This is a genomic window from Aneurinibacillus uraniidurans, assembly GCF_028471905.1.
In the GTDB taxonomy this organism is placed as follows: Bacteria; Bacillota; Bacilli; order Aneurinibacillales; family Aneurinibacillaceae; genus Aneurinibacillus; species Aneurinibacillus uraniidurans.
Genome location: NZ_CP116902.1, coordinates 96,893 through 115,000, shown reverse-complemented (window position 1 = coordinate 115,000; position 18,108 = coordinate 96,893). Strand labels below are relative to the sequence as shown.

General features: G+C 43.6%; 19 protein-coding genes (1 of these 19 running past the window's edge). 8 read left to right on the top strand and 11 right to left on the bottom strand.

From position 1 onward, the window contains the following. Positions 1–357, bottom strand: the start of a protein-coding gene (locus tag PO771_RS00565) for an APC family permease (protein ID WP_272561389.1). 957 nt of this gene lie to the left of the window's left edge; 357 of the gene's 1,314 nt are visible here — the first part of the coding sequence; the start codon lies at positions 355–357; its stop codon lies beyond the left edge, outside the window. A gap of 297 nt (positions 358–654) precedes the next feature. Here PO771_RS00565 and PO771_RS00560 point away from each other — a divergent pair, with 297 nt between their 5' ends. The 4 genes from PO771_RS00560 (at position 655) to PO771_RS00545 (ending at position 4,843) form a co-directional block, all read left to right on the top strand. Continuing rightward, positions 655–1,320 (top strand): peroxiredoxin, encoded by a 666-nt coding sequence (locus PO771_RS00560; RefSeq protein WP_272561388.1) that lies wholly within the window; start codon positions 655–657, stop codon positions 1,318–1,320. 108 nt (positions 1,321–1,428) lie between these two features. Then, positions 1,429–1,914 carry a zinc ribbon domain-containing protein gene (locus PO771_RS00555; protein ID WP_272561387.1) on the top strand — a complete coding sequence of 162 codons (486 nt, stop codon included), beginning with the start codon at positions 1,429–1,431 and terminating at the stop codon, positions 1,912–1,914. Between the two features lie 31 nt (positions 1,915–1,945). Then, on the top strand, positions 1,946–3,421 hold the full coding sequence (locus PO771_RS00550; protein WP_272561386.1) for a hypothetical protein: 1,476 nt from the start codon (positions 1,946–1,948) through the stop codon (positions 3,419–3,421). Between the two features lie 24 nt (positions 3,422–3,445). Further along, a complete protein-coding gene (locus PO771_RS00545) occupies positions 3,446–4,843 on the top strand; it encodes a TcaA NTF2-like domain-containing protein (protein ID WP_272561385.1) in 1,398 nt (465 codons plus the stop codon). Between the two features lie 51 nt (positions 4,844–4,894). On the opposite strand, the gene msrB is transcribed toward PO771_RS00545, so the two are convergent. Continuing rightward, a complete protein-coding gene (gene msrB / locus PO771_RS00540; RefSeq protein WP_272561384.1) occupies positions 4,895–5,866 on the bottom strand; it encodes a peptide-methionine (R)-S-oxide reductase MsrB in 972 nt (323 codons plus the stop codon). Positions 5,867–6,071: 205 nt separating this feature from the next. On the opposite strand from msrB, the gene putP reads away from it, so the two are divergent. Continuing rightward, entirely contained in the window at positions 6,072–7,535 is a 1,464-nt protein-coding gene (putP, locus tag PO771_RS00535; protein WP_422664994.1) for a sodium/proline symporter PutP, read from the top strand. Between the two features lie 31 nt (positions 7,536–7,566). Here putP and PO771_RS00530 read toward each other — a convergent pair whose 3' ends face one another. From PO771_RS00530 to PO771_RS00520, 3 genes are read right to left on the bottom strand one after another with little or no spacing between them, the layout of a single operon-like run. Next, positions 7,567–8,757, bottom strand: a complete 1,191-nt coding sequence (locus tag PO771_RS00530; RefSeq protein ID WP_272561382.1) for an AAA family ATPase — start codon at positions 8,755–8,757, stop codon at positions 7,567–7,569. After that, complete coding sequence (locus PO771_RS00525) at positions 8,754–9,638, bottom strand: tetratricopeptide repeat protein (RefSeq protein WP_272561381.1); 885 nt, start codon at positions 9,636–9,638, stop codon at positions 8,754–8,756. The genes PO771_RS00530 and PO771_RS00525 overlap by 4 nt, the downstream gene beginning before the upstream one ends. After that, a complete protein-coding gene (locus tag PO771_RS00520; protein ID WP_272561380.1) occupies positions 9,638–10,075 on the bottom strand; it encodes a hypothetical protein in 438 nt (145 codons plus the stop codon). Before PO771_RS00520 ends, PO771_RS00525 begins: the two co-directional genes overlap by 1 nt. A 160-nt stretch (positions 10,076–10,235) precedes the next feature. Here PO771_RS00520 and PO771_RS00515 point away from each other — a divergent pair, with 160 nt between their 5' ends. Together PO771_RS00515 and pdxK are read left to right on the top strand one after the other, a co-directional pair. Next, positions 10,236–11,054, top strand: coding sequence for a methyl-accepting chemotaxis protein (locus PO771_RS00515; protein ID WP_272561378.1), 819 nt, complete (start codon positions 10,236–10,238; stop codon positions 11,052–11,054). 97 nt (positions 11,055–11,151) lie between these two features. Beyond that, positions 11,152–11,976: a pyridoxine/pyridoxal/pyridoxamine kinase gene (gene pdxK / locus PO771_RS00510; protein ID WP_272561376.1), complete on the top strand. Its 825-nt coding sequence runs from the start codon at positions 11,152–11,154 to the stop codon at positions 11,974–11,976. A 50-nt stretch (positions 11,977–12,026) separates the two neighbouring features. On the opposite strand, the gene PO771_RS00505 is transcribed toward pdxK, so the two are convergent. The 6 genes from PO771_RS00505 to PO771_RS00480 form a co-directional block, all read right to left on the bottom strand. After that, on the bottom strand, positions 12,027–12,878 hold the full coding sequence (locus PO771_RS00505) for a DUF72 domain-containing protein (protein WP_272561374.1): 852 nt from the start codon (positions 12,876–12,878) through the stop codon (positions 12,027–12,029). Next, positions 12,871–13,827, bottom strand: coding sequence for an SDR family NAD(P)-dependent oxidoreductase (locus PO771_RS00500; RefSeq protein WP_272561373.1), 957 nt, complete (start codon positions 13,825–13,827; stop codon positions 12,871–12,873). The genes PO771_RS00505 and PO771_RS00500 overlap by 8 nt, the downstream gene beginning before the upstream one ends. Positions 13,828–13,896: 69 nt before the next feature. Next, on the bottom strand, positions 13,897–14,472 hold the full coding sequence (locus tag PO771_RS00495; protein ID WP_272561372.1) for a TetR/AcrR family transcriptional regulator: 576 nt from the start codon (positions 14,470–14,472) through the stop codon (positions 13,897–13,899). A 102-nt stretch (positions 14,473–14,574) separates the two neighbouring features. Next, positions 14,575–15,735, bottom strand: coding sequence for a phosphoribosylglycinamide formyltransferase 2 (gene purT / locus PO771_RS00490; RefSeq protein WP_272561371.1), 1,161 nt, complete (start codon positions 15,733–15,735; stop codon positions 14,575–14,577). Between the two features lie 172 nt (positions 15,736–15,907). Further along, positions 15,908–16,393, bottom strand: coding sequence for a translation initiation factor IF-3 (infC, locus tag PO771_RS00485; RefSeq protein ID WP_272561370.1), 486 nt, complete (start codon positions 16,391–16,393; stop codon positions 15,908–15,910). Between the two features lie 45 nt (positions 16,394–16,438). Next, positions 16,439–17,197 carry a sporulation protein gene (locus tag PO771_RS00480; RefSeq protein ID WP_272561369.1) on the bottom strand — a complete coding sequence of 253 codons (759 nt, stop codon included), beginning with the start codon at positions 17,195–17,197 and terminating at the stop codon, positions 16,439–16,441. Positions 17,198–17,351: 154 nt separating this feature from the next. Here PO771_RS00480 and PO771_RS00475 point away from each other — a divergent pair, with 154 nt between their 5' ends. Further along, a complete protein-coding gene (locus PO771_RS00475; protein WP_272561368.1) occupies positions 17,352–18,098 on the top strand; it encodes a tRNA 2-thiocytidine biosynthesis TtcA family protein in 747 nt (248 codons plus the stop codon). Positions 18,099–18,108 lie beyond the last annotated feature (10 nt).

Genomic DNA, 18,108 nt, shown 5'->3' with positions numbered 1-18,108 from the left:
TACAAATAGCATACCAAAGTACAAGCCCAGTGCCGCAATAATCGCTGGCCCATATACAATTGCCTGTACCCAGCCACTTAAGAAGCCCCATACTTTCCCGTACACTTCTTCCAGGTATACATACAAACCACCTGTCTTCGGAATCTGCGAGCTAATCTCTGCCACTGTCAGTCCACCGGCAAGTGTGATAATACCACCAAGCACCCATGCCCACAACGCCATCGTTGAGCCACCTGCTGATGTGATAACAATACCAGGTTTCATAAATACGCCTGAACCAATTACCGTACCAATTACAAGAGAAACTGCTACTGTAAAGCCAATTTCCTTCCGCAGCTGATTTTCTGTCATATTCATAAATTTTGTTCACCTCACAAAAACATATGTCTACTCAATAAGTACACCTGTATCATAACACCGTTTCATTTACTTGCAAACTTATTTGTTTGTTCTAATTTTTACTATTACTATAAAAAATCTATCATATTTGATATAAGCATTCTGTAATATATGTTATTTACCACCTATTTATTTAGATGAAACCCGACTCATATCGATGAGAAATCGAAGGTGGCCTGTATAATAATCGCCCCGCAACATTCGCCTAGAGATGAATACGATGTGATGATGATTTTATGAAAGGTGAGTTGCTACATGTCAGATTTTCGTCCCACTGTTATCGGTGACCCCTTCCCACCTCTCACTGTTAAAACAACACTCGGTACAATCAAACTCCCTGATGCCTACCAAGGAAAATGGTTTATCTTGTTCAGCCATCCAGGCGATTTCACGCCTGTATGTACGACCGAGTTTGTATCATTTGAAACAATGCGCCCACAATTCACTGCCCTGAATTGCGAACTCATTGGTCTTTCTGTTGATCAGATTTTCAGTCATTTGAAATGGATTGAATGGATTCGTCAGCATCTAAATGTGAACATTACCTTTCCGATCATCGCGGATTCTCTTGGACATACTGCACGCCGTCTCGGCATGATCCATCCAGAGCATGGAACGGCTACGGTTCGCTCCGTGTTCATCGTTGATGACCGCGGTGTGATTCGACTTATCCTCCAGTATCCAGCAGAAGTTGGTCGTAATATCTCAGAGATTCTTCGCGCCGTGAACGCTCTGCAAACCGTGACGGCTCAAAAAGCGGCCGCTCCGGCTAACTGGCCGTGTAATGAGTTGATTGGCAGCCACTTGATCGTTCCTCCTGCCGACAGCGTACAGGAAATCGTTAGGCGAAATGAGCAATGTGAAAAACAAGAAATTTCCTGTTATGACTGGTGGTTCTGCTTTAAAAATTATCCTTCGTAAAGAAAGGGAGGCTCGCCTCCTTTTTCTATATCTTTTTTCACATGACTATTGTTATACTTATTGTTTTTTTGTAATATTTTAGTTATAAAACCAGAAGGAGGTGTAACAGTGTCAGATTTACAACACAAGTTAGGGGACAGTCTTACAAAGATAAAAGGAGGCATTAATCAAGGAAAACAAAAACTGCAAGCTGTACAAGAAAGCAGCGAGCTGCGTAAAAAAGTCAATGAATCGCTTTCTAAAAAAGCTGAAATTTTGCTAAAAATTGGACAAGAGGCTCATTTCTTATTTCGCCAGGGAGAGCTTGAAAACACAGAAATTCAAAAATTATCCGAATCACTTATCGAGATCGATCGAGTGCTGTTTGAAACTGTTAAAAAAATTGAGGACCTCAACCAAAACACACAAACTTTTGTATGCGAATGTGGAGCGCACCTCTCTTCCCATGATAAATTTTGTGGATCATGCGGACGCAAAATCATTCTACCTACTATAGAAAGCTCAGGGGAAACTACCACATGTGATACGTGTGAAAATCTTGTACCGATAGAAGACTCTTACTGCGGATGCTGCGGTACTAAAGTACAACGATAAAACACTCTATTTAAAGAAAGGAGGAACACCTATGTTTTGCCCGTCGTGCGGCAATGCCACATCTGAACATGCCAATTACTGCGCAAGAGATGGATATATGCTTGGAAAGGTAGATTCCTTTAGCTCCCTATCCAGAGAAGCAGGTGAATTCTGCCGATCATGCGGCATCGCCAGGAATCCTCTTCATATTTACTGTTCTGCATGTGGACATTCTAACCTGAAAGAAAACGGAAAAGTGGGATCAACTCCTACCGTACGATCTTCTTCTGCTATACCAGCTTTACAAACTTCTTTATTTCGTACATCTATGTTTCGTTTAGGAGCAGGTAACGCCCTCGTTTCCCTGCTTATTTCTTTTATATTAACCTTTTTTCTCGCATTAATTATGAACAGCGAAGTAAAAGATGGAATCATTCACTATTTAAATATCCCAGAATATCTTGTCGATACGGATGTTTCATTCCTTCATGTCATGAATTCTGTACTTCTGGTTCATCTGGCATCTCTTACACTTGATATTGATATGGGACTTCGAGCCTCTGGAAGTATGAATCTTCACCTTGGAATGTTTATCTTACTGCTCATCCCTTTTATTGGACTTACACTAAGTGCGTATTTATTTACCAAAAAGCGCGACTGGCTGGTCCCTGAACGACTGAAGTGGTCGGTATATACAGGTCTTTTATACGGTATCCTACTTGCTTTTATATCCCTGCTTTCGTCATCTACACAGGAAATCTCCATTCCTTTTGGCGGCAGCATGGAAGTACGCTCACATTTCTCTTTTATCAGTACATTTTTTAACGGTTTTTTCTTCGGCACGCTATTTAGCTTTTTTGGAACTCTTGCAGCTAATGGAAAAGGAAAATTTGCGCTTACTTCGCAGCTTCGTGATGTGATCCCATTTGGGGAAGCTGTTCACCAGGCGATTGCCACTGTATTCCGAGGACTTGCGTTAAGTATTCTTTTCATTTCCATTGTACTCGCCAGTAAGGACGCTCTCCCTGATAATCCAATTCCAGGAACGAATGCACTTATCGTATCACAGGCAGGAGGATACACATGGAACTTCCTTAACCTATCTACATTTTATGGGAAAATCAAGAGGGATGAGCTAACTATCTCTATTTTTAGTGGCGTCAAAACATCTGACGGTTCTGATTCATTCGATGAGGACTTGTATTCATATATTCTTATCGGTCTCATTATTCCATTGTTCTTGTTCTTCTGGGCAGGGCGCCGAATTAAATTAACAACGTCTACCAATGTGCTGCACACCTTACTCGTATTTAGTAGTGTTTATGCAGGATGTATGATGATATTTTCCTGGGTGACTACTATCTCCGTTTCCCTCACAGGCCAGGCAGCTGAACTGGGGAGAAACAGCATGGAAATGTCGTTGGGATTTAGTCTGTTTATCACTTTTTTAACGACTTTCCTCTTCTCTTTTGCGGTTGCCTATCTCGGTCAAATTTTTACAGACCGGCACATTCAACCGCATGAATAACAGATAAAAAGGAAGTGATACTAAATGAATTGTGAACAATGTGGGCAGCCACTTCAATCAAGTGATGCTTTCTGTCGAAACTGCGGGCATTCTCTTCCACAACAGGTGGAGCCTGCTCTACAGGAAATAGCCACTGCCCAAGCTGAGGTCGAGCCTATTCCTGCTCCTGTATCTTCTGAACAAAAAACAAGAAAAATAATTTTGCTTATTACAGGTATCATTGCCCTACTATGCATCGCTTATTTTAGTGCACGGGCCTTTTTGCTTGGTCCTACTACTCCAGAAGCCGCTCAGGAACAGTTTGTCGAAGCACTGCACACACGGAATATGGATAAACTCGCAGCGCTGATTGACCCGAATGAAAAACAGTTGACCGATCCAAAAACACTTGCTGCCTTTAAGGCCTCTCTAACACCTGAAATCTTAAATAAATACCAAAAAACCCTCCAGGAAAGTACATTGAAAGCTTCTGAAAAAGGGGGAAGGCAAAGTGACTTCGCCGCATACGGGGACTCCTGGCTCAGCCTCCTGAAGAAAAAAAGCTTCCTTGGCACAAGCTGGAGTGTGCACATTAATCCGGTTGCTGTTAAGGTTAAAAAAGTAACGGATACAAATCTGAAAGTAAAAGTCGGAGATATATCAGCAGATGGCGAAAGCCTCGGCTTATTCTGGCCATCTATTTATACATATGAAGCGGAAGCATCCAATCCATATGCTACAACAAAAACGAAAGATAAAATTGATCTTCTCACTCTTCTAGAACAGAAGGCAGATACCGATACATATGAAGTCGATCCGACGCCTTTATTCAAGCAAATGCGGATTACTTTCCCGGACACAGGAAGCGAGATTACGGATCTGAGTGTCACCATAAACGGAAAAGCACTGAACCAAAAATCAGGGCAGTTACTACTACTTCCTGCTCCTGATAAAGCAGACTTTGATGTGAAAATGAAAGTAGCCGGCCAAAACGTAGAACGTAAATTTACGGTTATTCCTCAACAACAGGAAGAAATTAATCTTAATGATGTTACAAATGAAGCAAATGAAGAAGTATTAGCCATTCAGAATCAAGTATACACTACACTAGATGAATACATTCGATACCGTATTGATGCTATTAACTACAATAATTTCTCGCAAATCGCCACCTACCTAGTTCCTAATACAAAACTATTTGCCACTGAGAAAGAAATTGTGGATACGTACAGTGCAAAAGGGATCTCAGAGTCGCTACTTAACTACAACATCACGAACATTCAGGCTGTCAATAAAAATACGTACACCGCAGACGTGTATAAAAAGCTCCAGTACAACTATGTAGACGGCACAAGCGAAGTAAAAGACTTCTCTTTCCGCTTCACCATGACATATAACAATGGAACCGTACTACTTACGGATCGTGTCGACTTAAAAAAATAAATACCTAGACAAAACAGACCTGTTTCTACTAAATAGAAACAGGTCTGTTTACTATGCGTTAAATAGCTTGCTGTACGTCCCGTACCCTTCCTTCTCCAGATCTTCCTTTGGAATAAAGCGAAGAGCGGCAGAGTTAATACAGTATCGTAATCCGGTCGGAGCAGGTCCATCATGGAACACATGACCAAGATGAGAATCTGCCTCCTTACTACGTACTTCCGTTCGAACCATAAAATGACTGAAGTCCGTCTTCTCCTTAATCTGTTCCTCATGCAGCGGCTTCGTAAAACTTGGCCAGCCACAACCGGAATCGAACTTCTCGAGCGAACTAAACAATGGCTCTCCCGACACAACGTCTACATAAATGCCTTCCTGCTTATGATCCCAAAACTCATTACGGAACGGCGGCTCCGTTCCATTGTTCTGTGTGACTTCATACTGTATTGGCGTAAGCTTCTGCTTGAGCAATGCTTTGTCTTTTTGAGGATTCCAGTTTTGTTCGATAAACGACTGGCGTCCTGAACCATATCGATATGCCTTATAGTGCATTGGATTTTTCTTATAATAGCCCTGATGATACTCCTCGGCTGCATAGAATGGCGCAGCCGGAAGAATCGCCGTCACAATCGGCTTATCAAACCGCCCGCTTTCCGCAAGCTGCTGCTTCGATGCTTCTGCTTCTATCTGTTGCTGCTCAGTATGATAAAAGATCGCCGTCTGATACGACTGGCCACGATCATGGAACTGCCCACCTGGGTCCGTCGGGTCGATCTGCTTCCAGAAGATCTCAAGCAGCTTTTTATACGGGAATACATCTGGCTCAAATGTAATCTGCACCGCTTCATAATGGCCTGTCGTATCTGAGCATACCTCTTCATACGTTGGATGCTCCGTATGACCACCCGTATAACCGGATACCACCTTTATAATGCCCGGTTGTTCCTCAAATGGTGCTACCATACACCAGAAACAACCACCCGCAAATGTTGCCAATTCTATACGATTACTTCCTGTCGCACTCATCAAATCCCTCCTTCTACAAATAGCTGTTAGGGCGTACTTCGGATGATTTTATCACAAGACAATTGACCAATGTAGGATATGCTTTACTCAAGGTGTTTTAGAAAATTTCATGTGATTTTCCGTGACATAATTATATAATAATAAAGCAGTTTGTATAATTATTGATTTGCAACTAACACATTATAGAAAGAGAAGGGAGCAAGACATCACATTGTTATTATCCTCAATTGTCGTTTATATGGTCGGAATGCTGCTGATTGGTTGGTATGCGTATAAGCGCACTTCCGATCTGTCAGACTACATGCTTGGCGGTCGTACACTCGGACCAGCTGTTACCGCTTTGAGTGCTGGTGCCTCTGATATGAGCGGCTGGCTTATGCTTGGTCTGCCAGGTGCGATGTTTTCTAAAGGGCTTAGTTCATCCTGGATTGTGATCGGACTCACGCTTGGTGCCTATGCCAACTGGCTGTATGTCGCACCACGTCTCCGTACGTATACAGAAGTGGCAGGCAACTCTATTACCATACCGGAATTTCTGGCAAACCGTTTTGGTGACAAATCCAACATGCTGCGATTAATTTCCGGTCTTGTTATTATGGTCTTTTTTACGTTTTACGTATCATCTGGTCTTGTATCTGGCGGAGTCTTGTTCGAGAACACCTTCGGCATGAGTTATCATACAGGCTTATGGATTATCGCTGGTGTTACCGTGGCCTATACGCTATTCGGAGGCTTTCTTGCGGTTAGCTGGACAGACTTCGTACAGGGCTTAATTATGGTAATTGCTCTTATCCTTGTTCCAACGGTTACAATTCTTTACACAGGTGGCTTGAGCGATACCTTCTCAACCATTCATTCCATTAATCCACAGCTCTTAAACATATTCCAGGGTACAGGATTTATCAGCATCATCTCTCTGTTCGCCTGGGGGCTTGGATATTTTGGACAACCGCACATTATCGTGCGCTTTATGGCCATCTCATCTGTAAAAGAAATTAAAAAAGCCCGCCGAATCGGCATGGGCTGGATGCTTTTCTCTGTTATTGGTGCGATGTTCACAGGTTTGATCGGGATTGCCTTCTTCTCTAAACAAAGCATTACGCTCGCAGACCCGGAAACTGTATTTATTCAACTCGGAAAAATTTTGTTCCACCCGATTATTACTGGCTTCTTGCTCGCTGCTATTCTTGCAGCGATTATGAGCACGGTAGCCTCACAGCTTCTCGTAACATCGAGCTCGCTAACAGAGGATATTTACAAGACTTTCTTCCGCCGACAAGCAACCGATAAGGAATTGATGCTTATAGGCCGATTGTCTGTACTACTTGTATCTGTTATCGCAGCAATTATCGCTTTCAATCGCAACGATACCATTCTAAACCTGGTTGGCTATGCCTGGGCAGGCTTTGGCTCTTCATTTGGTCCGGTTATTCTATTAAGTCTCTACTGGAAACGCATGAACCGTTGGGGTGCTCTCGCCGGAATGATTGCCGGGGCAGCTACTGTGATTGTTTGGACAAATGTTCCGATGTTTACGGCCACTAAACTGTACGAAATGATCCCAGGCTTTGCAATGGGTCTGCTGGCGATTGTACTCGTTAGTCTCCTTACGACTAAGCCGACTGCAAACATCGAATCTGAATTTGAGCAAGTACGTCAGGTACTATAAGAAATGCTTTTCATAAAAAACCCTTCGCTCCTTAGCGAAGGGTTTTGCTATGCTGTGACAGATACGACTCTACATCGTTATACAAGCCGCTCTGGTTCGCATATTTCACATAATTGCGTACCGTACGCAACCATTCCATCGTAGAAGGTTGCGTTCTCGTGATCGCTTCTTTCAAGTCCTTCATTTGAATCGGCCGCTCCACTCCGGTGCGCATAATTTCATCAAGTACGTATTCTGTAGCCGTTTCTACTACATTCTCAATATCCGCCCCAGAATACAGTTCGGTTAATGATGCAAGAGTCGCATAGTCAATTACACCGACCGGTCTGTCTCCCATTTTCAGCCGAAAAATGACTTCTCTCGCTTCCCGGTCCGGTGGAGACACAAAAATCATTCGATCAAAGCGTCCTGGGCGCTTGAATGCAGGATCGACATCCCATGGCATATTTGTCGCCCCCATCACAAGCATTTTATCTGTATTCGTATCAATCCCGTCAATTTCCACAAGAAGCTGATCAATAACCGTCCGCATGGTCATCGAAGACGATTTACTGCGATTATACCCGATCGCATCAAGCTCATCCAGAAACAGAATGCCAGGTTTATGCGAACGAGCGGACATAAAAATATCTTTAATATTCTGCTCACTTACCCCGATATACGGGTCGAGTATATCGGTAATATGTACAACCGTAAATCGTGCCCGACACTCCCCAGCTGTAGCACGGGCAATGTATGTTTTACCACAACCTGGAGGCCCATAGAGTAGAATCCCCCCGCCTGCTTTCTTACGAAATTTCTCGAACAGTCCAGGTGATACGAACGGCTTGATGATTTTCATACGAATAGCGTCTTTTACTTGCGAAAGCCCGCCTACCTCCGCAAATGTAACGACCTGTTCTCTATTTTCCTGCGAAGAGTGCTTGCTTTTTCCACCTTCAATGACGCGCATCGGTTCAATTCCCATACCTTCCGAAGGTTCTGATTGAACTTGTATCGGTTCGGATTTAACTTTTTGTGTCGGCTGAACCGTAAGTCTGCTAAGCTCTGCAATAATCTTCGCTTTTAGTTCTTCGTCACATCCAGCTAGTGCCTTCGTATAGGCATGCAGTGCCTCCTGCACGTCTCCCTGTTCACTATACTCCACGCCAAGTAAATACCATACTGATGTATTATCCGGGTCCTGCTCCACCATCTTCCGCAACACATCGGTTTTGTTCATCTTCCCACCCACCCCGTTATTTTTCTCCAAATCCAGTACAACAAACCTGCTATCCATGTATAAATACAAAGCAAAATATATGCGATCCCGATCCATCCCTGTATAGTTCTATCCAGTCCAATATATGGACCTATAAACATCAGAATAATAAACCCAACGCTCCACGCAATCCACCCACCGGTCCGTTCCATCACCCGTATCGGCAGAAAAATCGGATGATACATACGATCGAATTGTTTCAGCATTTTTAGAACCGATGAATTCGTAGGATCAAGCACAAATGCCTGGCGGTAACACTCTCTCGCTTCCCGATAATTCTCCTGATCAATCGCCATATCGGCAAGCTTCAAAAGTTTATCAACCTCGCTTTCCCCAACTTCCATATACTGCTGTACTACACACTCCCGTTCTTTCTCATTTCCCTCAACGCTTTCAAAAATATAGCGGTAGTGAAGCACAATCCTATTGTTTGATTCTAGTCGCTGTGCTTCCGCGATTAGCTGCTCTCCTTTATCCTCATGCCCCGTAATCAACATTAAATAGGCATATTGGGCAAGCACCGCCGCATCCTGCGGGTCTATCATTAACGCTGCTAAAAACCATTCCTCTGCTTCTACATACTGCTGCATATGCATATGCAAAGCCCCGAGAAGAGAATGTGCTCTCCCACTCATAAGACCACATTCAAGCGCCCGCTCTGCATGATGAATCGCTGTTTCATATTCATCAAGCTGGAAACAACAGTATGCAATGCAGTACATAACATCCTCATCCATTGGATTATCTTTTAGCAGCTCAAAAAATAATTGTTTTGCTTGCTGATACCGTCCAATCTCGTAATAGTGATACGCCTGCTGTCGCTGGGCTAGAGCTACCTCCATTATTGCTCTCCACCTCCAAGCGTATATAGAAAACTCTCAAGTAGCTTGCCGAGAACAATCCATCCGATAGCCGGGTACAATATTCTTTTGGTATGACCATGCACATACATATGCACACGATATTTTTTTTGGAGCATTGTTTTATACAAAAGTGCCACTGTTATTCCCACTACTCTTGATACCGTCCCCTGTGCTTTTGCAATTTGGAATGCCCCACAGGCAATTGTTCCTACAATCATAAAAATAAGTCCAGCAGCTAACAAGATGTACGTTTTCTTACGATCAAAACCAAGCCATCGGGCATTTTGCGTTGCCAGCACAAGAACTGGAAAGATCCCACCTAAAAATCCAACACACATAAAGTAATCAATATTATATGATCGGGTAACATATGTTTCTCCCTCACGCAAAGATGGCTGAAGTAAATCTGGTTTCATATACCTCCTCCTTTTTTCATAATATGGGATTTATTATACTATTAATTATTAAGATACATATACGTTCTTTGGGTATGTTTTACAGATATTTATAGAGGAATTAGCTTCGAAATCGAGAATAGTTTTAGGTACAAAACACCAATTAGGAAGTGATGTATACATGTCTACCTATTTACAAACACTGTGTAAAATTTTCCCTGTCATTCAGAACGCTACTGGACATGAATATTTAATTGCTATCTCCGACCTTGAAAAATTTATTTTTTACAGCGCAAGTAAGCATCTCGACTTCAAGCTGAAACATAATGAACCTGTCAAGCCAGGCAGCGGAACCGCACGCGCCCTGGAAACCGACCAAAAAGTTGTCGCCGATATTACCGATACAACTTTGTACGGTGTACCTTATACCGTAACAAGCATCCCCATTCGTGATGAGGGTAAGCTTGTTGGCTGTCTCACCGCAATTCGTCCAGTCGAAAAAGAAAATCAGATGAGAGACATGGCAGAACGTCTTTCTACCGCCATGGAACAGATGAAACATACAATGGACACAATCTATTCCATGTCAGAACAAGTCTCAACCTCCACCGAGCGCATTAACGAATCAGCGCGTGTCTCTAATGATTCTGTTAAACGCACAACCGAAATCGTCAGCACCATCTCCCAGCTTTCCAATCAAACGAAAATTCTCGGCTTAAACGCCAATATTGAAGCAGCAAGAGCGGGAGAAGCTGGGCGCGGCTTTGTTGTGGTGGCGAAGGAAATCCAGCGACTTGCTGACGACAGTGGTACCTCAACTCGACGCATTAATGGGTTTATTGGAGAGCTTGAGAAGAATGTCCAGAATATCAACAATGAAATCGGAGAACTCTCGAGCTTTTCTAAAGAAACTACTTCCACAATCCAGCAGATGACAGACATGGTCAATGAATTAAAAATGATGTCCACTCATCTCTATGAATTAGCAAAAATCGATTAGTATTCGCTTGTACTCCATGATACGGTTGGTATAATGGAGAGAAAACCGCACAATCTATTAAAAATTGAAAATTTCGTGCGGATAAGGAGTAATCTACATGACGATCTACAAAGCACTCACCATTGCAGGTTCCGATACAAGCGGCGGAGCCGGCATGCAAGCAGACCTCAAAACATTTCAGGAGCTCGGCGTATTCGGGATGACAGCGCTTACCGTTATCGTAGCGCAAGATCCGAAACGCGACTGGTTCCATGACGTGTTTCCGATCGATATCAAAACACTAGAAGCACAAATCGAAACGGTTCTGTCTGGAATCGGTGTAGATGCAATGAAAACAGGTATGCTCGGTTCTATCGAGATTATTGAACTCGCTGCCCGTAAAATTGAACAATATGGCTTGAAAAATGTTGTCGTAGACCCGGTTATGGTTTGTAAAGGAGCAGACGAAGCGCTGCATCCAGAAACAAATGACTGCCTGCGTGATGTACTTGTACCAAAATCACTCGTTGTTACACCGAACCTGTTTGAAGCTGCACAACTGAGCGGACAGGCTCCAATCAAAACGGTGGATGATATGAAACAAGCTGCCGCAAAAATTCAGGAGCTCGGTGCAAAATACGTTATCGTAAAAGGTGGCGGCAAACTTCAGCACGAGAAAGCTGTCGATGTTCTGTACGATGGCCAAACATTCGAAGTGCTTGAATCAGATCGTTTTGAAACTACATTTACCCACGGTGCTGGTTGTACTTATTCTGCTGCAATTACCGCAGAGCTGGCAAAAGGAAAACCAGTACGTGAAGCGATCGAAACTGCGAAAGAATTCATTACTGCGGCAATCCGCCATTCTTTTGCACTCAATAAATATGTAGGACCTACTCATCACGGCGCATACCGTCGTCAGGCCGAACTGGCTGTAAAATAAGTATGCAAAAAGAGTGCCTCTCTCAGGCACTCTTTTTCTGTGACACATCGTTAAAATAAGCCAAGCTGCTGCGGATTAAGATTGTCGTATGTAATACCGAGCATATCAATCAGTTGCTTGGCATTACCTGCCGCATGACCACCAGAATTGTTATTAAAAATCACACAAATTTCATTTGTCTGTTGCTGAAGCTGCTCCAGATTTTCTTTCCACTCCTGAAGCTCTGTTTCATTATAGCGATACAGATAACGCACTTCGCGCCAGTTCGGCTGTCCACTCGAATGCCAGCCAGACACATTACGTCCATGCATCCGAACAAGGGTAAGTTTCTGATTCGTCGCATGTAATATAGTGGGAACCGATCCCATCCCGGCCTGCGGCTCGTCACAGATACTATGAATCCATCCTTCTTTCTCCATGAAAGCAAGCGTCCCCTCCCGCCGTACGGAATCGAACCATGTTTGATTTCGAAATTCAAGCGCAACAGGTATATCTTTCATTTTCTCTCTTGTATAGCGCAAAATTCCGATGTTCTTCCCGTTACAGTCAAACCACGGTGGATATTGAAATAACACCGCCTTGAGTTTTCCTGCTTCTATAACCGGCTGAATGGATTGAATAAACGCATCAAACATCTCACCCATGCTGCTAAAAAACTGCTTTTTACCGCGCAAATGTCCGGTCATTCCCTGATATGCCTTTACAATAAAGCCGAATCCATCTGGCGTTTCTTGATTCCACTTCACGTAGTTTTTGATCGGCTGTACGGCATAGAACGAGCTGTCTACTTCGACAACTGGAAAATGAGCACTGTATACCGTGAGCTTCTCGCTGCTTTTCACTTTGACTCCCTTATACAGATCGTCATGATCACCCCAGCCGGTAAGGCCAATATTAATCATCTGTCATCCTTCCTATCTTCATCGCCTGCACGGTTTGTCGTAATCCTTCCTTATACGATGTTTGCGACAGCAGACCGATACGCGCTTCATACTTAGCACCGGATAGTACAACCGGCTCTTCTGTTAGATACATCATCTCCGCAATCTCTCGCATATCGCGGCTGAATAATCCAAGGAAACGTATCATGCCTGTCGTAACTGTTCCTATGCTTTTGGTATACCCTGTTTGCTCGCGAATCATCGCAATCAGTTCATGTCCCGATACTACGCCAGAACCTGGGATGTTCCAGCGTTCTCCATACGTATCGCCACGAAGCGCTAGTTCTACAGCGGCCTTCGCTCCATCTGGCGTAAAAATATACTCCCGCTGCACACTCTTATTGCCAACGAACATGGCACGCTTCCCGGCAAGCACTGCCTGAAGCGTGTGGCTTAGAATCGTATTATGCGCATTCGGTCCATAGAAATCAGGGAAGTGAAGCACCATTGTCGGTATACCAGAAGCATGTGCTTCTTCTGCCATCTGTTGAATTGTCAACCGGATACGTCCCTTCTTTGTATGCGGCTGCCGCGTTGCGTCTTCCCCGATTAATGCACCTGAACTTCTTCCATATGCATAAATATTATCAATTAAAACAAGCTTTGCGCCATTTTTTTGTGCCGCCTGCACCGCATTTTTCATAATGAGCGGATGCCCTTCGATCCACTCCGTATACGGCACACTAACAGTATGAAAGATCACATCTACATCACGAGCAGCTTCTTCGACCTCATGCTCATTACGAGCGTCCCCACCCATTATCGTTACATCTGCCATGTGTCCGAATAACGCCGAAAGCTTGCGATTATTTCTCGCAAACGCAACTACTTCAATCCCTCTTTTCGCCAGTTCGCGTACAAGCGCATCGCCCATACCACCAGAGGCCCCCAATACTAATGCTTTCTTCAACTCTTACTCCCCCTTATTAACCTATGGTCAATTAATGAATAAAAAAATTTCTACCTTGCTCCCGTACGTTTACTTACTTATTCCTTGCAAAATATACGATACATGCGCTTTTGCTAGTTCTTCTACCTCTTCAAATGTCTGCCCAGACCTACAATAATGAGAAACGAAGCCATGAAGAGACAAAAGTAACGACCACATTGCAGAAATGCTCACTGTATTCTCACTCAAATCGCTAACAACACGAGTGAATTTTTCATAGCTTTCATTCGGTGCTTGATGAAGGTAGCTTTTTACTTCTTCGTCTTTGGTCAGAAACATAATCTCATAATGACTCTGGTGGCGCAGACCAAACTCAATGAATCCAAGCAAAATACGTTGTAACTTCTCTTCTGCCGTTGTATGCGACAGAGCAACTAGCTCCTCAAGCTTCGTATCTAGCAACAAAAAGTCCTGCTGTACGAGCGCATAAAACAACTCTGCTTTATTTTTAAAGTGATAATAAATCGCGCCATGACTGTATCCTAGTTCGCGGGCAACCTGCCGCATGGAAACACTTTGATACCCATGCTGTACGAACAAATCACGCGCAGCTTCTAGAATACGTTCCCGGCTCAATTCTTGCTCAACCGCTTTTCTTGCTACCATGAATGTCTTTCCCTTCTTAATTAACCAGTGTATAATTAAAACAATACCATATCCATCCAAAAAGTAAAGCCCGCATATGCGGGCTTATAAAAAAACATGCGATTACGATTTTCGAAGCACTAACTGATCCAGTGCCTGTTTGGCTTGTCTTCTTGCTTCCTCCACTGTAGTAGAAGAAGAAAGTGTGACGGCAATACGACGACCGACTTTTGTAATTGGTTTGCCAAAGATTCGAATTTGCGTATTTGGGATGGCTAACGCCTGCTCGACTCCCTCGATCTGATAGTCATCCAGTTCTTCTTGTGCCTTAAATGGGCGGCTTGCTCCCGGTGTGTTTAATGTAATCTCAGGAATCGGAAAGCCTAAAATCGCTCGAACATGCAGCGCAAATTCAGAAAGATTTTGAGTAACCAGAGTTACTAAGCCCGTGTCATGTGGACGAGGGGAAACTTCGCTAAAATACACTTGATCTTTTGCAAGGAAAAGCTCGACACCGAACACGCCGTATCCACCAAGCTCATCCGTAATGGTTTTTGCAATTTCTTTCGCCTTTGTGATCTGCTCTTCTGTCATGTTATGGGGCTGCCATGACTCAATGTAATCCCCATCCTGTTGAATATGACCAATCGGAGGACAGAATAATGTTCCATTTACAGTTCGGACGGTAAGCAGCGTAATTTCTGATTCAAAACGGATAAATTCTTCCACAATTACTTTTCCGTTTTTCGTCCGCCCTCCTTCTTGGGCTACGTGCCAGCAATTCTCCAGATCTGCTTCACTACGGCAAATACTTTGACCTTTGCCAGATGAACTCATAATAGGCTTCACGACACACGGAAATCCCATGGCCTGAACTGCCTGCTGGAATTCTTCATATGTATCAGCAAATTGATAACGTGCGGTAGGAAGCTGTAATGTTTCGGCAGCCAGTCGTCGAATCCCTTCACGATCCATAGTTAGCTTGGTAGCTCGTGCTGTTGGAATGACATGATATCCTTCTTCTTCTAGTTTAACTAGCTCCGATGTAGCAATCGCCTCGATTTCCGGAACAATCAAATCTGGCTTTTCTGCTTCAACGATTTGACGAATCTCCTGTGGATTCAGCATATCAATGACATAGCTGCGATGAGCGACTTGCATAGCCGGAGCATCGGCGTATCGATCAACCGCAATCGTTTCGACTCCAAGCCTTTGCGCTTCAATCATGACCTCTTTGCCCAATTCCCCTGATCCAAGCAACATTACCTTTTTAGACTGATACATAGTATCCTCCCTCTATTTCATCTTTATAAGTACATTATACACGAACATTATTAGTAATAACACAATATAATATTCGACTTTTTATGTATAGAACGAACATTACTCCAATTTCATTAAGCATAAGGAGGGAGAAAAAGAAGAAAGCCCGCATACGCGAGCTTATAAAAAATATTTAGCGCGGACGCAGTGTGAGACTTACCTGCTTGCCGCTTACCTGTACGCCTTTTTCCTGCTGAGCACATTCCGCAAGATCAGCTGCTAATTCCGAAACAAGCTTGCGAGCGGCTTCCGTCTCCTTGCGCTGCAGCTTCACATTGAGCTGTACCCAGTCACCACTACGAATGATTTTCTCAGCCTGACGTTTTTTTGTATCGTAATCATGCTGTTCAATATCAGCATTGAAGCGAATCTCTTTAATCTTCGGGCCCTTTTCCTGTTTGCGCTGGGCCTGTTTTTCTTTTGCCTTCTTCTGCTGTGCGTCCTGACGCTCCATCAACTGACATGGTGGCGGACTGGATGCAAGCGATAGGCAAACGAGATCGACTCCTGCTTCCTTGGCCAGCTTTAGTGCTTCTTTCGTGGACATGATTCCCAGCTCTTCTCCGTTCAGGCCAGCCAGCTCCACTTCTGATGCTTTAATTTTCTCATTCAAAATCATCGTATCACCCCTCTATTATATGATTGCACGATGATTATAGCATGTTTATCCCAGCAGGCGGCTGTAGTGATTCTCCACAAATTTTTGAATCGTATCTGCCGCTTTCCCTGGTGTTTCTAACTGTATCGCATTAAAGGAATAGTAGCCTTTTACTTCATCAAGATCAAGCTTATCCATCATTTTACCGTATAAGCCAGATGTTTTCTTATCAATCTCAAAATGCCCTGTCATAACCTGATTGCTTGCTGCAGGATCAAATTGAAAAACCAGTTCATCCAGCTTACCCACCAACCAATGCGTCGTACGCAAGTCTAAAATCTGAACACTGCCGGTAAATGCTTCGCCCCTTACTTTGCATCCGAGAAGATCAAGTCCTTCCACGAAGTTTCGCATCAGGCCAGATGGAAGAATGGTGAGAAAATCACGATCGTTGGAATCAAGCGCTGATTCAATATCCAGGTTTGTTTTGAAATAGTACCGTGTCGTAATTGAGCTCATGGCGATGAATTTTGGTATCTGGCACTCAAACGGAAATGTTTTCGTTTCTTTCACGCCAAGCGTAAAAGGAGTAGCTGCTTGTACCGTTGCCACACATTTGTCTACACTCGTTGTCGTATCATTGTATACATAACGCGACTTCACATGAAGTTCTACGGTAATACCGTTCATCCGCTGCTCGACATCCCCGCCCTGTACGATGAGTTCTCCCGTTATCGTATCGCCCATTCGTACGGTATCATGGTACAGCACCAGGTTGACAGAAGCACCACCAATGCCGATCTTGGAAAGAAACTTCTTAAACATAACTCATCCTCCTTTTGTAATTTATATACAGTATGGCATATGACAACAATTTTGTAACTATTTTCTGATAATTACCCAATTCCTTTCTTCTCTTAACCTTGTCCCTTTATAATGGAGACTGGAACCAAAAATGTACCCCTAAAGGAGCTATCACATGGAATTTACGCTTTCCAACACGGAACGAAAAAGACTTGTCCGTCCGGCACAGCGGATTGTACAGGCTTATCATATGATTGAAGATGGTGACCGTATCGCTGTTGGTGTCTCCGGCGGCAAAGACAGCTCGACACTACTATATGTACTTACAGCTCTTCAGCGCCAGCTTTCGGTCCGGTTTGAAATTGTACCCATTAGCCTTTCTCTCGGGTTTGCTGGAATGAACATATCTCCGCTTGTCGAGTTCGTGGGGAAGCTTGGTCACACGCTTCATGTGAAAGAAACAGAGATCGGCAAAGTCGTATTCGATATCCGTCAAGAGAAAAATCCGTGTTCCCTCTGCGCCAATATGCGGCGCGGCACGCTATATGAATACGCAAAAGAACTAGGCTGTAATAAGGCCGCGCTCGGTCATCATCTTGATGATGCAATGGAGACATTTTTTATGAATCTATTCTTCAATGGGAAGATGGGATCCTTCCATCCGAAAACATATCTTGACCGCGCAGATATTACACTTATCCGACCGCTTGTTGGCATTGAAGAAGATACGATTGAGCGCTTTATCGCAACCCGCAACATTCCGATTGTTACGAATCCATGCCCGGCTAATAAAAAGACAAAACGGGAAGAAATAAAGCAATTAATTGATAGCCTGAGCAGCCAGTACCCGGATCTCCGACAGAAGTTCCTACATGCCATTCAGACAACCAATATGGGAGATTTTTGGGCCACGACTGTATAGTAAAAAAAGA

What these genes read in the sequence shown, in the direction of transcription:
- PO771_RS00560 (WP_272561388.1), top strand. Translation starts at nt 655, where the DNA reads ATGTCAGATTTTCGTCCCACTGTTATCGGTGACCCCTTCCCACCTCTC.
- PO771_RS00550 (WP_272561386.1), top strand. Translation starts at nt 1,946, where the DNA reads ATGTTTTGCCCGTCGTGCGGCAATGCCACATCTGAACATGCCAATTAC.
- PO771_RS00545 (WP_272561385.1), top strand. Translation starts at nt 3,446, where the DNA reads ATGAATTGTGAACAATGTGGGCAGCCACTTCAATCAAGTGATGCTTTC.
- msrB (WP_272561384.1), bottom strand. Translation starts at nt 5,866, where the DNA reads ATGAGTGCGACAGGAAGTAATCGTATAGAATTGGCAACATTTGCGGGT.
- PO771_RS00530 (WP_272561382.1), bottom strand. Translation starts at nt 8,757, where the DNA reads ATGAACAAAACCGATGTGTTGCGGAAGATGGTGGAGCAGGACCCGGAT.
- PO771_RS00525 (WP_272561381.1), bottom strand. Translation starts at nt 9,638, where the DNA reads ATGGAGGTAGCTCTAGCCCAGCGACAGCAGGCGTATCACTATTACGAG.
- PO771_RS00520 (WP_272561380.1), bottom strand. Translation starts at nt 10,075, where the DNA reads ATGAAACCAGATTTACTTCAGCCATCTTTGCGTGAGGGAGAAACATAT.
- PO771_RS00515 (WP_272561378.1), top strand. Translation starts at nt 10,236, where the DNA reads ATGTCTACCTATTTACAAACACTGTGTAAAATTTTCCCTGTCATTCAG.
- pdxK (WP_272561376.1), top strand. Translation starts at nt 11,152, where the DNA reads ATGACGATCTACAAAGCACTCACCATTGCAGGTTCCGATACAAGCGGC.
- PO771_RS00505 (WP_272561374.1), bottom strand. Translation starts at nt 12,878, where the DNA reads ATGATTAATATTGGCCTTACCGGCTGGGGTGATCATGACGATCTGTAT.
- PO771_RS00495 (WP_272561372.1), bottom strand. Translation starts at nt 14,472, where the DNA reads ATGGTAGCAAGAAAAGCGGTTGAGCAAGAATTGAGCCGGGAACGTATT.
- purT (WP_272561371.1), bottom strand. Translation starts at nt 15,735, where the DNA reads ATGTATCAGTCTAAAAAGGTAATGTTGCTTGGATCAGGGGAATTGGGC.
- infC (WP_272561370.1), bottom strand. Translation starts at nt 16,393, where the DNA reads ATGATTTTGAATGAGAAAATTAAAGCATCAGAAGTGGAGCTGGCTGGC.
- PO771_RS00480 (WP_272561369.1), bottom strand. Translation starts at nt 17,197, where the DNA reads ATGTTTAAGAAGTTTCTTTCCAAGATCGGCATTGGTGGTGCTTCTGTC.
- PO771_RS00475 (WP_272561368.1), top strand. Translation starts at nt 17,352, where the DNA reads ATGGAATTTACGCTTTCCAACACGGAACGAAAAAGACTTGTCCGTCCG.